Here is a 13,402-nt window from a genome sequence, read left to right on the forward strand (position 1 = left end):
ACCGCCGCCCCGGGACGTGCACCCGGCCCGCCGACCTGCGCGCCCGGGGGAGCGCCCACCGAGCGGGGAGCCGGTTCCCCGGGCGTCCGCGCTATCGTGGCCGGAGTGAGCACCGCGATCCCGGCCCCCGACACGCTGATCACGCACCTACGGGACGTGCTGGTCGGGCCGCTCACCGAGATCGGCCAGCGCTTCTCGGCGCTGCTCACCGACCTGGTCCCGCACACCGCCCTGGTGATCTTCACGCGGGAATGCACCGGGCGGCCGCGCAAGGTGGCCGGCGACCCCGGTGTCGTCGACCGGGTGACCATCGCCGAACTCGACCGCATCCGGAGCGAACTCGCCACCGGGCAGATCCGTCGCGGCCCGGCCCGGATCGCGGGCCGGGACCGCGACGTGTGGGTGATCCTCGACGCCACCGATACGCTGCTCGTGCTCGTCCCGGACGGTGCCCGCACCGCCGCGATTCCCCTCGAGCTGGTCCGGGCACTGTTCGCCGTCGTGGCCACCGGCATCCAGCTCCAGGTCCGCAACGCCAGCCCGGCGTATCTCGCCGAATCGCGTGCCGCCTCGTCCGAACGCGCACGGACCGTCGCCGAGCTCACCGAGGCCCATGCGATGACACTCGAGTCGATCCTCGCGACGTTGCGGTCGAAGGACCTCGACGACACCCGGGCGCGCATCACCGCGCGTGAGACCGCCACCAATGCCCTCATCGGGCTCCGCTCGGCCGTCGACCGTCACCGCGAGCTCGCCGAGGAGGCAGTGACCACGGCCTTCGCTCGGCTGCACGGCGAGCTGCGTGGTCTGCTCCGGCACCGCGAGGTGGTTCTCGAGATGGTCGCCCCACCCGTGGACGGGCGGGCGCTGCCCGGAGAGGTCGCGCATGCCGCCCGGGCTCTCGCTCGCGGCGCGGTGCTCGCGATGTCCGCGCAGGCGGACCTCGGCCGCGTCCGGGTCGCCTGGCACTGTCACGGCGGCGACCTGCTGATCGACATCCGGGACGACGGGGACGGCGAGGCCGACGCCGCCGACCTCGCGCGGCAGTTGCGGGACCGGGCCGAGACCCTCGGCGGCACCGTGGAGGCCGAGTCCACACCGGGATGGGGTTGCCGCGTCGCGGCGCGGCTACCGCTCGACATGCCCGCTCCGGTGGCCGGTAGCTCCGCACTCGAGGCGCTGGCGGTGCTCGCGCCCCGTGAGGTGGAGGTGCTCGAGCACCTCGTCGCCGGCCGGCGGAACCGGGTGATCGCCGAGCGGCTCGGCGTCAGCGAATCGACGGTCAAGTTCCACGTGGCGTCGGTGCTCCGCAAGCTCGGCGTGAGCACCCGCGGAGAGGCGGCCGCGCTCGGCGCGGAGGCGGGGATCAAGGCCGCGGGCTGACGTCCGTCCCGGGCGTCCACTCGGCCGCGCGCCTGACGATTTCGGCGGCGATCTCGGCGGGCTCGGCGTCGATGCCGACGACGATCGCCGCCTCGTCGGGTTCGAGCGGCTCGAACGCGGCGAACTGCGAGTCCAGCAGGCCGGCCGGCATGTAGTGCCCGCGCCGTGCGCGCAGTCGTTCCCGGATCTGTTCGCGCGTGCCCGCCAGGTACACGAAGACCACGTTCTCACCGGCCAGGTCGTCGCGGTAGCTGCGGCGCAGTGCGGAACACGTCACCGCCCCCGGTCGGTTTCGCGCGGTGTGGTGCCGGATCCACTCGCCGATCGCCGCGAGCCACGGCGCTCGGTCCGCGTCGCCGAGTGGCCGGCCGGCGGCCATCTTCTCGACGTTGGCACGCGGATGCAGGTCGTCGCCCTCGAGCAGGTCCCATCCGAGGGTGTCGGCGACGAGTGCCGCGACGGTCGACTTACCGGAGCCGGACACTCCCATGATCACGAGAACCGGTGCGCCGGAGCGGCCGGGTGAGTCCATCTGTGCCTCCGTCGGTCGACGCCGGGGCGCTCGTCAGCGCCCCAGCATGCCCCACCGGGTGGACCGATTCACGGCGGCCCGGCGCGAGCGACGCTCGGACTCCGACATTCCACCCCAGACACCGTACGGCTCCCCGACTTCCAGGGCGTGGGTGCGGCAGCGCTCGAGAACCGGGCATCGGGCGCAGACGAGCTTGGCGCGGTACTCGCGCAGCTCGCGCGCGTGCCCACGTTCGCCGTCGGGATGGAAGAAGGCCGACGACTCGTGGCCGCGGCACGCAGCGTGCAGCTGCCAATCCCAGCTCTCGCTGCGGGGGTGGGGGAGGGTCACCGTGTTGGCGATCGACATTGCACTCCTCGGGCCTGCGAGGGGTCGCCTCGCCTGGACGCTGCGCCCTGTGAGGGCGGTCATACCTAAGCCTAACCCGACTTTCGTACTCGATCAACGACACTTCTGCATTCTTCAGGCAAAAGTGGCGGGGCTGGTCTTTCGGGCAGGTGAAGCCCGTCCTTCGATCAGGTACCGAGGCGTCTCGCCGCCGATAGCGTGTGCGCATATCGCGATACGTCGCCGACGTTGCGCGAGCACCGCACGAGAAGAAGGAGACACCGTCATGCCACAGCAGGTCCGGGGCGTCGTCGCCCGCGCGAAGGGCGCTCCCGTCGAGGTCGTGCCGATCGTCATCCCCGACCCGGGGCCGGGCGAGGTCGTCGTCGCGATCGCCGCGTGCGGAGTGTGCCACACCGACCTGCACTACCGGGAGGGCGGCATCAACGACGAGTTCCCGTTCCTGCTCGGCCACGAGGCCGCCGGGGTCGTCGAGTCCGTTGGAGAGGGCGTCGACTCGGTCGCGGTCGGCGACTTCGTCGTCCTCAACTGGCGGGCCGTGTGCGGGCAGTGCCGCGCCTGCAAGCGGGGCCGTCCGCAGTACTGCTTCGACACCCACAACGCGACGCAGAAGATGACCCTCGAGGACGGCACCGAGCTGACCCCGGCCCTGGGCATCGGCGCGTTCGCCGACAAGACCCTCGTGCACGCCGGGCAGTGCACCAAGGTCGACCCCAGCGCCGACCCGGCCGTCGTCGGCCTGCTCGGGTGCGGGGTGATGGCCGGACTCGGTGCCGCGGTCAACACCGGCGGGGTCACCCGCGGCGACTCGGTGGCGGTCATCGGCTGCGGCGGTGTCGGCGATGCCGCGATCATGGGTGCCCGCCTCGCCGGCGCCGACAAGATCATCGCGGTGGACCGGGACGCGAAGAAGCTCGAGTGGGCCACCGACCTCGGCGCGACCCACACCGTCAACGGCGCCGAGACCGACCCGGTCGAGGCGATAGCGGAGCTGACCGGCGGCTTCGGCGCCGACGTCGTCATCGACGCCGTCGGCCGCCCGGAGACGTGGAAGCAGGCCTTCTACGCGCGTGACCTGGCCGGCACCGTCGTCCTCGTCGGCGTGCCCACCCCGGACATGACCCTCGAGATGCCGCTGATCGACTTCTTCTCCCGAGGCGGGTCGCTCAAGTCGTCGTGGTACGGCGACTGCCTGCCCGAGCGGGACTTCCCCATGCTGGTCGATCTCTACCAGCAGGGCCGGCTGCCGCTCGAGAAGTTCGTGACCGAGCGCATCGCCCTCGATCAGGTGGAGAAGGCGTTCGAGACCATGCACCGCGGCGAGGTGCTGCGCTCGGTGGTGGTCCTGTGACCGGGGCGAGCGGAGCGACGGGGGATGTGACCGGGGCGAGCGGAGCGACGGGGGATCGGCACCGTCTGCGTATCGACCGGGTCGTCACCCACGGCACCTTCGCCCTCGACGGCGGCGAGTGGGAGGTCGACAACAACATCTGGCTCGTCGGTGACGACGACGAGGTGGTCGTGATCGACGCCGCGCACACCGCACAGCCGATCGTCGACGCCGTCGGGGGCCGGAAGGTGGTGGCGATCGTGTGCACGCACGGGCACAACGACCACGTCACCGTCGCCCCGGAACTGGCCGCGACGCTCGACGCGCCGATCCTGCTCAACCCGGCCGACGACGTGCTCTGGGAGATGACCCACCCCGGGGTGCGGCACCGGCCGCTCGAGGATGGTGATCGGATCACGGTGGCGGGCACCGACATCCAGGCCATCCACACTCCCGGGCATTCGCCCGGCTCGACGTGCCTGTATCTGCCGGAGGCGGGTGAGCTGTTCACCGGCGACACCCTGTTCTCCGGCGGGCCGGGGGCGACGGGGCGCTCCTACTCGGACTTCCCGACCATCATCGGCTCGATCCGGGACAAGCTGTTCGCGCTGCCCGCCGAGACGAAGGTGCACACCGGTCACGGCGACGGCACGACGATCGGCACCGAGTCCCCGCACCTCGAGGAGTGGATCCGCCGGGGCAGCTGACCCCGCCGCGGTGCGTCCCGTCGCCGGACCGCCGGACGGGACGCACCGCTACGCTCGCCTCATGGCGAACGAGCGGATCCCCGTGGTGATCGTCGCAGGCTTCCTGGGCTCCGGGAAGACGACCCTGCTCAACCACCTGCTGCGCAACAACCGTGGTGCGCGAATCGGAGTGATCGTCAACGACTTCGGCGCGGTCAACATCGACTCGATGATGGTCGCGGGACAGGTCGACTCGATGGTCTCGCTGAGCAACGGCTGTCTGTGCTGCGCCGTCGACGTCGCCGACATGGACGCGATGCTCGACCGGCTCGCACACCGCACCTCGGACATCGACGTCATCGTCGTCGAGGCCAGCGGACTCGCCGAGCCGCGCAACATGATCCGGCTCGTCGTTGGCTCGGGCAACGAGTACGTAGGCTACGGCGGACTCGTCCTCGTCGTGGACGCGGCCGAATTCGGCGGCACCCGTGAGCGGCACCCCGAACTCGACCAGCACGTCGCACTGGCAGATCTCGTGCTGCTCAACAAGACCGACCGCATCGACGGTGACGCCCACGACGAACTACTCGAATTGCTGTGCCGCCTCAACGACCGCGCCGCGATCGTGTCCACCGTGCACGGGCGCATCGATCCGGCGCTGTTGTTCGACATCCCCGAACGTCCCGAGCCGCAACCCGGCGAACAGCTCAGCCTCGACCGGTTGCTGTACGAGGAGCACGACGGCGAGCACACCCATCTGCACGACGGTTACGACGCCGTGGACTTCGATTCGCCGGTACCGCTGCATCCCCGCGCCCTCGTCGGCTTCCTCGAGGACCAGCCGGCCGGGGTGTTCCGAATCAAGGGGTACGTCCACGTCGTCGCCGGTGGTCGAACGCGCACCTATCTGCTGCACACCGTGGGCGACCACATCCGCTTCGACCCGGTGCGGCGTACGGGCGACATCCCTGCCACCACCCGGCTCGTCGTGATCGGTGCCGACCTGGACCCCGATGCGGTACGCGCTCGGCTCGCCGCGTGCGTACCTACCGAACCGGTGCCGGCCGATGCAATGCTGGCCGTGCACCGGTTCACGCCGCGCTGAGCGAAGGTGCGTGGACCCTCTACCGGGGTTTGTCTACCCCCGCGCGACGGTCGCCGACGTGCGGTTCGGGCGACGACGGCGGCTGCCCGGCTGTGCGCCGCGTTCCTGCCGAGCCGCCGGCTGCTCCTGCCGCGACGAGCTCTGCTGCCGGGCGGCACCGCCGCCGTGCTGTCGGGCGGCACCGCCGCCGTGCTGTCGGGCACCGCGCTGAGCGGTCGCCCCGCTGCCGCCGCGTCGGGCCGGCCGTCGCGATGCGCCACCCGAGGGAGCCGCGGCCTGCTTGGCCGACGGTGCCACGTGCGGGGCGATCTCGCCGACCAGGTCCAGCACGTGCTCCGACTTCGCCGTCACCCGTACCGGGGTGACCTTGATCGCAGCCTTGCGCATGATGACGGCGAGATCCTTGCGCTGTTCCGGCAGGACCACGGTCACGACGTCGCCGGTGCTCCCGGCGCGGGCCGTACGACCCGAGCGGTGCAGGTACGCCTTGTGTTCGGCCGGCGGGTCCACGTGCACCACCAGTTCCACGTCGTCGACGTGCACGCCGCGGGCCGCGACGTCGGTGGCCACGAGCACCCGCGCCTCCCCGGAGGAGAACGCCGCGAGGTTGCGGTCGCGTGCGTTCTGCGACAGGTTGCCGTGCAGATCGACGGCGGGAATGCCGGACTCGGTGAGCTGACGGGCAAGCTTGCGGGCCTGATGCTTCGTGCGCATGAACAGGATTCGCCGGCCCGTGCCGGAGGCCAGGGTCCGCACGAGGTCCTTCTTCGTGTCGGCGTTGTCGACGTCGAACACGTGGTGCGTCATCGCCGCGACCGGGGAGTGCGCCTCGTCGACCGAGTGCAGCACCTCGTTGCGCAGGAACCGCGTGACGAGCTTGTCGACCCCGTTGTCCAGCGTGGCCGAGAACAGCAGGCGCTGACCGTCCTTCGGCGTCGCGTTCATGATCCGCGTCACGCCGGGAAGGAAGCCGAGATCGGCCATGTGGTCGGCCTCGTCGAGCACGGTGATCTCCACCGCGTCGAGTGTGACGAACTTCTGCCGCATCAGGTCCTCGAGCCGGCCCGGGCAGGCGATCACGATGTCCACGCCGCGGCGCAGCGCGTCGACCTGACGGTTCTGCGAGACCCCGCCGAAGATGGTGGTCACCCGCAGCCCGGCGACCCGCGCAAGGGGTTCGACGACCGCGGCGATCTGCGTGGCCAGCTCGCGGGTAGGGGCCAGCACCAGTCCACGCGGGCGGCCCGCGGCGCGGGTGGCGCCGCCGGCCAGGCGCGCGGTGAGCGGGATGGAGAACGCCAGCGTCTTGCCGCTGCCCGTGCGGCCGCGGCCGAGCACGTCACGGCCGGCCAGCGTGTCGGGCAGCGTGTCGACCTGGATCGGGAACGGGCTGGTGATGCCGTTGTCGTTCAGGGACGCCACCAGGGTCCGGGGAACGCCGAGGTCGGAGAAGGAAACGGTCATAGGTACAGAACTGCCTTTCGATGCAGCGTGCACGCACTCCGAGACGATCTCGGAGGGCGCAGTGGATCGCCGCAAGGAAAGCCGATGCCGGTGTTGCATGCGGAGCCGGGCACGATCCCGGCCCGCCGGTATCCCACGACGGTGGGCATCGTCGTGATGCCCGAACTACCGCAGCCTACCCCACGCCGGGATGCTCGTCGGCGCACGCGTCGAGACCCACCCACTCGGACAGACCGTCGTCGAATCGCTGCCGCTTCCAGATGGGGACCTCGCGTTTGATGCGTTCGACCAGTTCGGCGCACACGGCGAAGGCTTCGGCCCGGTGCGGTGCCGCCGCCGCCGCTACCAGCGCGAGATCGCCGATGGTGAGATCGCCCACTCTGTGGACCGCGGCGACCGGCAGTCCCGAATCGGCAGCCACCTGTTCGCAGCAGCGGCGCAGGAAGTGCTCCGCCTCGGGATGGGCCTGGTACTCCAGCGCCTCGACCGAGCGCCCCCCGTCGTGGTTGCGCACCACGCCGCTGAACACCACGACCGCGCCGTGCTCCGGGCCGGCCACGGCGGCGTCCACGGTTCCCGGATCGAGCGGTTCGCTCGAGATCCGCGCCAGCAGTTCACTCATGCGCTCCTCCTCCGGCGACCTGAGCCAGCAGGTGGCCGAGAATCGGCTCGAGCACCGCCAGCCCGTCCTTCACGCCGCCCGGCGAGCCGGGCAGATTGACCACGACCGTGCGGCCCACGAGTCCGGCCACACCGCGCGACAGCGACGCGTGCGGGGTGACCTGCAGGCCGCGCAGGCGGATGGCCTCGGCGACCCCCGGCAGCTCGCGGTCCAGCAGTGCCAGCGTCGCTTCCGGCGTCGCATCCGTCGGGGAAGCACCGGTCCCACCGGTGGAGATCACGAGTGCGGGATCGCCGGCGAGCGCATCCTCGAGTCCCCACGCGATGTCCGCGTCGGCGTACACCAGCGGACCGCGCACCGTGAAGCCGCGCGTCTCGAGGAATTCCGCGATCAGCGGGCCCGTCCTGTCCTCCCGCGTACCGGCGGCCACACCCGTGGACGCGACGAGCACCGTCGCCGGTGCGCCCGTCTGCTCGACGAACTCGGCGTCCTCCGGCGCGACGGTCCCGGCCTCCCCGGCAGTGGTGGTCTCCTCCTCGCGACGACGCCAGTGCCCGCGTTTGCCGCCGTCCTTCGAGAGCAGCCGCACCCCGTTCAGCGCCGCGGCGGGGTCGACGGCCTTGACCATGTCGTGCAGCGTCAGCCCGGCCACCGCGACGGCGGTGAGGGCTTCCATCTCGACGCCCGTGGGGCCCTTCGTCTTTGCCGTGGCTTCGATCGTGATCGCGTTGCCGGTGAACCCGAAGGTGACCTGCACCGACGACAACGCGAGCTGGTGACACAGCGGAATCAGCTCCCACGTGCGCTTCGCCGCAGCGATCCCGGCGATCCGCGCGGTGGCGAGCACGTCCGCCTTGGGCATGTCGTCGGCCCGCACCAGCGACACCACCTCCGCGGTGGTGACGAGCTCGCCGGCGGCGACCGCGACGCGGGCGGTGTCGGACTTGCCGGACACGTCGACCATCCGGGCGCGGCCACGGTCGTCGAGGTGGCTCAGCGGCCCGCTGTCGGGCGTGGTGACGTCGTGCGGTTCGGTCATAGAGGCAGCACCCTTACGAGTTCTCCGGGTTCGAGGCCCGTGGTGTCGGCGGGGATGTCGAGCAGCACATCCGCGGTGGCCATCGCGGCGATCAGGTGGGACCCGGCACCGGGGATCGCCACCACGGCGTCGCCGTCGCGCCGTCCGCGCAGGAACTGACGCTTGCCGGGAACGGAGGCGAGACTCGTTGCCAGAGGGCGCTTCTCGGGGTCGATCGCGGGCAGGCCCGCGGCGGAGCGCAGCACCGGCCTCGCGAACACCTCGAACGAGACCAGTGCGCTGACCGGATTGCCGGGAAAGGTCAGCACTGGTACCGCATCCACGAGCGCCGTGCCCTGCGGTCCGCCCGGTTGCATCGCCACGGAGACGAACTCGGCACCGCGCGGGCCGAGCACGTCCTTGACGACTTCGAAGTCGCCTTTCGACACCCCACCCGAGGTGAACACCACCTCGGCCACGGAGGCAGCGTGCGCGAGTTTCGCTGCGAACACCTCCGCGTCGTCGCCGCTGCGATCCACCGAGACCACCAGCGCGCCGTTGGCGGCCGCGCCGGCGGCCAGGGCCGGCCCGTTCGAGTCGTGGATCCTGCCCGTCGCGAGAACGCTGCCGCCGGGCACCAGTTCGCTGCCGGTCGAGATCACCGCCACGCGCGGCCGGGTGCGGACGGGCACGTGGGTGAGACCGACGGCGGCGAGGGCCGCGACGTGCCGGGCGGCGACGACGGTCCCCGCCGGCAGCAGGGGGCGGCCGCGACCGATGTCGCTGCCGCGTTCGCGCACGAACGCGCCCGGGGCGGGCGCTGTGCGCACGGTGACGTGACCTCCGCCGTCGGTCACGGTGTCTTCGACCGGGACGACGGCATCGGCGCCGACGGGCAGCGGCGCCCCGGTCATGATCTTCGTCGCAGTTCCCGGCACGTGCGTCGACTCGCCGTCACCGGCTGCCAGGACGGCACGAACGGGCAGGGTCACCGGTGCGGTGGTGACCGACGCCGTGTCGACCGCGTAGCCGTCCATCTGGGAGTTCCGGAAGGTGGGCAGGTCGATCGGAGCGACGAGGTCCTCGGCCAGTACCCGGCCGAGCGCCTCGAGCAGCGGGACCGGCTCGGTGCCGCGGATCAGCAACGGGGAGAGCAACGTCGCCACGTGTCGCGCATGCTCCTCCACCGACCGCCTGCCGCCCGCCATGGACCAATCCTAGGCACATCGGTCACGGCGCCGTGCGGCCTCGTCCGGGTCGTGTCCGTGCTCCTCCCACGCGACGGGGCGCGCGACGGCATACTGAGGGTCATGAGGACGGAGGCCCGATGACGGCGGTGCACGTGGGGATCCCGGCGGTGCGCCCTGCCGCGGCCGACGACGTCTCCGACCGGCCCGACACCCCCGTACTGCTGGACCGGTTCGGGCGCGTCGCCCGCGACCTGCGGGTGTCGATCACCGAGAAGTGCTCGCTGCGGTGCACGTACTGCATGCCCGAGGAGGGTTTGCCGGCGATCCCGCGGGAGCGGCTGCTCAGCGCCGAGGAGATCGTCCGTCTCGTGGCCGTCGCGGTGCACCGGCTCGGTATCCGGGAGGTCCGCTTCACCGGCGGCGAACCGCTCATGCGGCGGGACCTCGAGCAGATCGTCGCCGGGTGTGCCCGTGCCGTCCCCGGCATCCCGCTGGCGGTGACGACCAACGCGGTCGGTCTCGCCCATCGTGCCCAGGCGCTGGCGGAGGCGGGCCTGACCCGGGTCAACATCTCCCTCGATTCGGTCGACCGCGCGCGGTTCGCGCAGCTGACCCGGCGTGACCGGCTCGATTCGGTGCTGGACGGGATCCGCGCCGCCAAGGCGGCGGGGTTCGCGCCGGTGAAGGTCAATGCCGTGCTGATGCCGCAGACCCTGGACGGGGCTACGGACCTGCTGGCCTGGTGCCTCGACGAGGGCGTGCAGCTGCGGTTCATCGAGCAGATGCCGCTCGACGCCGACCACGAGTGGGCCCGCGCGAACATGGTCCCCGCGCAGCGGCTGCTCGACGTGCTGGCCGCCCGTTTCTCCCTCACCGAGGTGGGGCGCGAGGATCCGTCCGCGCCGGCCGAACGCTGGGCGGTCGACGGCGGGCCCGCGACGGTCGGCATCATCGCGTCGGTGACCCGGTCGTTCTGCTCCGACTGCGACCGCACCCGCCTGACCTCGGAGGGCACCGTGCGCTCGTGCCTGTTCAGCGACCGGGAGACCGATCTGCGGGCGGCGCTGCGCGGCGGGGCGGGCGACGACGAACTCGCCGCGCTGTGGCGCGGCGCGATGTGGAACAAGTGGGCCGGGCACGGCATCGACGCGGCGGACTTCACGCCGCCGCAGCGCAGCATGGGAGCAATCGGTGGCTGAGACGACGACGGGTATCGAGGTGCGGTATTTCGCCGCGGCGGCGGATGCGGCCGGGGTGGAGAAGGAGACGGTGGCGTTGCCGCCGACGGCGGACCTGGGCGCGCTGAAGGCGGCGCTGGTCGACCGGCACGGCGCCGAGATGGCGCGCGTGCTGTCGGTGGCGGCGTTCCTGGTCGACTCCGAACTCACCCGTGACCTCGGACGCGCCGCCGGCCCGGCGGTCGACGTGCTGCCCCCGTTCGCCGGCGGCTGACGGGATCGCCCGCCCGGTGCCGGGTGCCCGTCAGCGCCACCAGGTGTCGAGCGGCGACACCGGCACGGTCCGCTTGTGGCGGGTGTTCAGGTACGTCCGTTCGAGCTTCTCGGCGAGCGCCGGGGTGACGTCCTTGCCCTCGAGGTAGTCGTCGATCTCCGCATAGGTCATACCCAGGGCCACCTCGTCCGGAAGGGCGGGCCGATCCTCCTCGAGATCCGCGGTCGGGACCTTCTGCCACGTGCTGTCGGGAGCCCCGAGTTCGCGGAGCAGGGCCGCGCCCTGCCGCTTCGTCAGGCCGGTGAGCGGGGTCAGGTCCACCCCGCCGTCGCCGTGCTTGGTGAAGAACCCGGTCACCGCCTCGGCTGCATGATCGGTCCCGACGACCAGAAGCCCGAGCTGACCGGCGATCGCGTACTGCAGGATCATCCGCTCACGGGCCTTGATGTTGCCCCGCACGAAGTCGCTCAGCTGCGACCCGTTGCCGTAGATCTCGTGCATGGCCTGCCCGGCCTCGGCGGCGGAGGCATCGGCACCGGGCTTGACGTTGATCCGCAACGAGCGGTCGGGGCCGATGAATTCCATCGCGACCTGCGCGTCGTGCTCGTCGGACTGTTCGCCGTAGGGCAGTCGCACGGCGACGAACTCGGCCTCGTGGCCCTCCGCGCGCAGTTCCTCCGCGGCGAGCTGGGCGAGGCGGCCGGCGAGTGTGCTGTCCTGGCCGCCGCTGATGCCGAGAACGAATCCCTTGGCGGAACTCGACACGACGTAGTCCTTCAGGAACTGCACGCGGGACCGGATCTCCGCCTGGGGGTCGATCGTCGGCCGGACGCCGAGTTCCTCGATGATCTGCGCGCGAAGGTTCGTCATCGTTCGAACCCTAGCGGGACGTCCGGCGGTGTGCTCGGGTGACATGCGCGGCGCGCGGCGGGCACACTCGTGACGATGAGCAGCGACCGCTTCCGCAAGCACCGGGCCGGGGCCCACCCCGACTTCTTCCGGGCAGAGGCCGCAGGGCTGGCCTGGCTCGCGGCCGCGGGCATGTCCGTCGTCGCCGTCCGCGAGGTCGCGGCGGACCACATCGATCTCGAGCGGTTGACCGAGGTGGCCCCCAGCGTCGCCGCGGCCCGGGGGTTCGGTGCGCGCCTCGCCCGCATGCACGCTGCGGGCGCCGGCGGGTTCGGTTGCCCACCGGACGGATTCGACGGCCGGCTGTTCATCGGCAAGCGCCCGATGAGCAGCACCGTCCACGCGAGCTGGGGCGAGTTCTACGTGGCGGAACGGGTCGCGCCGTTCCTGCGGATCGCGGTCGACGCCGGCAGCGTCACCGCGGCGCAGCTGCCGGACATCGAGCAGGCCTGCGCGCGCGTCGCCGCCGGCGAGTTCGACGACGACGAGTCGCCCGCCCGCCTGCAGGGTGACCTGTGGAACGGCAATGTGCTGTGGACCGCCGCGGGTGTGGTGCTGATCGACCCGGCGGCGCACGGCGGTCACCGGGAGACGGATCTGGCGATGCTGGAGTTGTTCGGCTGCCCCCACTTCGACGAGATCGTCGCGGCCTACGACGCCACGTGCCCGCTGCGCGAGGGGTGGCGCGAGCGCGTGCCGATGCATCAGCTGCATCCGCTGGCGGTGCACGCGGCGGGCTACGGTGCAGGGTACGGGCGGGCGCTGCACCGGGCGGCGCTCGCGACCCTCGCGCTGGGAGAGAAGAGTTGACCGAGATCCTCGTCGTCGCCGCCACGAAGTCCGAGGCAGCGCACGTCCCGGCGCGCTACGAGACGGTGATCACCGGCATCGGCAAGGTGCACGCAGCCGTCGCGGTGACCGAGGCGCTGGCCCGGCACCGGCTCGGGACCCCGCCGACGGTGGTCAACATCGGGACCGCCGGCGCGCTGCACGTGCACCACGGCGGGCTCTACCTGCCGTCGGCGGTGATCAACCACGACATCAGCAGCGAGGTGCTGCGCAGCCTCGGCTATCCGGTCGAGGACGTACTCGAGCTCGACGACGGCGACGGGACGGTGCTCGCCACGGGCGATTCCTTCGTCTCGGACGCGCAGGTGCGTGACGCGCTCGCCGCCCGCGCCGACCTCGTCGACATGGAGGGTTTCGCGATCGCTCTCGCCGCGTCCCGCATGGGCGCGCCGTGCCGGCTGGTCAAGCACGTCAGCGACCACGCGGACGAGAGCGCGCTGGACTGGCCGGCCAGGGTCGACGCCAGCGCCCGCGAACTCGCGCAGTGGCTGGTGGAGCGGTACTGAACCGGCTC

15 protein-coding genes are annotated in these 13,402 nt (G+C 71.8%); 8 read left to right on the forward strand and 7 right to left on the reverse strand.

Annotated elements, in window-relative coordinates; genetic code table 11:
• Positions 1-105 precede the first annotated feature (105 nt).
• Positions 106-1,383 (forward strand): LuxR C-terminal-related transcriptional regulator, encoded by a 1,278-nt coding sequence (locus RR3_RS19825; RefSeq protein ID WP_010594657.1) that lies wholly within the window; start codon positions 106-108, stop codon positions 1,381-1,383.
• Here RR3_RS19825 and RR3_RS19830 read toward each other — a convergent pair.
• Both RR3_RS19830 and RR3_RS19835 read right to left on the reverse strand, forming a co-directional pair.
• The gene (locus tag RR3_RS19830) at positions 1,367-1,915 is read right to left on the reverse strand and encodes a gluconokinase (RefSeq protein ID WP_064066103.1); all 549 of its coding nucleotides are present in this window, start codon (positions 1,913-1,915) and stop codon (positions 1,367-1,369) included. The two genes, RR3_RS19825 and RR3_RS19830, sit on opposite strands and share 17 nt — an antisense overlap.
• Positions 1,916-1,948: 33 nt before the next feature.
• On the reverse strand, positions 1,949-2,263 hold the full coding sequence (locus RR3_RS19835; protein WP_003938109.1) for a WhiB family transcriptional regulator: 315 nt from the start codon (positions 2,261-2,263) through the stop codon (positions 1,949-1,951).
• Between the two features lie 265 nt (positions 2,264-2,528).
• On the opposite strand from RR3_RS19835, the gene RR3_RS19840 reads away from it, so the two are divergent.
• From RR3_RS19840 to RR3_RS19850, 3 genes are all read left to right on the forward strand, one after another.
• Positions 2,529-3,614 (forward strand): S-(hydroxymethyl)mycothiol dehydrogenase, encoded by a 1,086-nt coding sequence (locus RR3_RS19840; RefSeq protein ID WP_010594655.1) that lies wholly within the window; start codon positions 2,529-2,531, stop codon positions 3,612-3,614.
• A gap of 26 nt (positions 3,615-3,640) precedes the next feature.
• Positions 3,641-4,300: an MBL fold metallo-hydrolase gene (locus RR3_RS19845; RefSeq protein WP_017680850.1), complete on the forward strand. Its 660-nt coding sequence runs from the start codon at positions 3,641-3,643 to the stop codon at positions 4,298-4,300.
• Positions 4,301-4,361: 61 nt separating this feature from the next.
• The gene (locus tag RR3_RS19850; RefSeq protein ID WP_010594653.1) at positions 4,362-5,384 is read left to right on the forward strand and encodes a CobW family GTP-binding protein; all 1,023 of its coding nucleotides are present in this window, start codon (positions 4,362-4,364) and stop codon (positions 5,382-5,384) included.
• Between the two features lie 33 nt (positions 5,385-5,417).
• On the opposite strand, the gene RR3_RS19855 is transcribed toward RR3_RS19850, so the two are convergent.
• From RR3_RS19855 to RR3_RS19870, 4 genes are all read right to left on the reverse strand, one after another.
• Entirely contained in the window at positions 5,418-6,848 is a 1,431-nt protein-coding gene (locus RR3_RS19855) for a DEAD/DEAH box helicase (protein WP_064066104.1), read from the reverse strand.
• A 175-nt stretch (positions 6,849-7,023) separates the two neighbouring features.
• Positions 7,024-7,470: a molybdenum cofactor biosynthesis protein MoaE gene (locus RR3_RS19860; RefSeq protein ID WP_010594651.1), complete on the reverse strand. Its 447-nt coding sequence runs from the start codon at positions 7,468-7,470 to the stop codon at positions 7,024-7,026.
• Positions 7,463-8,509 (reverse strand): bifunctional molybdenum cofactor biosynthesis protein MoaC/MoaB, encoded by a 1,047-nt coding sequence (gene moaCB, locus RR3_RS19865; protein WP_017680847.1) that lies wholly within the window; start codon positions 8,507-8,509, stop codon positions 7,463-7,465. The genes RR3_RS19860 and moaCB overlap by 8 nt, the downstream gene beginning before the upstream one ends.
• Positions 8,506-9,696, reverse strand: coding sequence for a molybdopterin molybdotransferase MoeA (locus RR3_RS19870; protein WP_043805479.1), 1,191 nt, complete (start codon positions 9,694-9,696; stop codon positions 8,506-8,508). The genes moaCB and RR3_RS19870 overlap by 4 nt, the downstream gene beginning before the upstream one ends.
• Before the next feature lie 119 nt (positions 9,697-9,815).
• Here RR3_RS19870 and moaA point away from each other — a divergent pair, with 119 nt between their 5' ends.
• Both moaA and RR3_RS19880 read left to right on the forward strand, forming a co-directional pair.
• The gene (gene moaA / locus RR3_RS19875) at positions 9,816-10,877 is read left to right on the forward strand and encodes a GTP 3',8-cyclase MoaA (protein WP_048770775.1); all 1,062 of its coding nucleotides are present in this window, start codon (positions 9,816-9,818) and stop codon (positions 10,875-10,877) included.
• Positions 10,870-11,130 (forward strand): MoaD/ThiS family protein, encoded by a 261-nt coding sequence (locus RR3_RS19880; RefSeq protein ID WP_010594647.1) that lies wholly within the window; start codon positions 10,870-10,872, stop codon positions 11,128-11,130. Before moaA ends, RR3_RS19880 begins: the two co-directional genes overlap by 8 nt.
• A gap of 30 nt (positions 11,131-11,160) precedes the next feature.
• Here RR3_RS19880 and nadE read toward each other — a convergent pair whose 3' ends face one another.
• Positions 11,161-12,000 carry an NAD(+) synthase gene (gene nadE / locus RR3_RS19885; protein ID WP_010594646.1) on the reverse strand — a complete coding sequence of 280 codons (840 nt, stop codon included), beginning with the start codon at positions 11,998-12,000 and terminating at the stop codon, positions 11,161-11,163.
• Positions 12,001-12,075: 75 nt separating this feature from the next.
• On the opposite strand from nadE, the gene RR3_RS19890 reads away from it, so the two are divergent.
• Positions 12,076-12,849, forward strand: coding sequence for a fructosamine kinase family protein (locus RR3_RS19890; RefSeq protein ID WP_064066105.1), 774 nt, complete (start codon positions 12,076-12,078; stop codon positions 12,847-12,849).
• Positions 12,846-13,394, forward strand: a complete 549-nt coding sequence (locus RR3_RS19895; RefSeq protein WP_017680845.1) for a nucleosidase — start codon at positions 12,846-12,848, stop codon at positions 13,392-13,394. Before RR3_RS19890 ends, RR3_RS19895 begins: the two co-directional genes overlap by 4 nt.
• Positions 13,395-13,402: the final 8 nt, after the last annotated feature.

Origin of the sequence: Rhodococcus ruber NBRC 15591, assembly GCF_001894945.1 — a bacterium.
In the GTDB taxonomy this organism is placed as follows: domain Bacteria; phylum Actinomycetota; class Actinomycetes; order Mycobacteriales; family Mycobacteriaceae; genus Rhodococcus; species Rhodococcus ruber.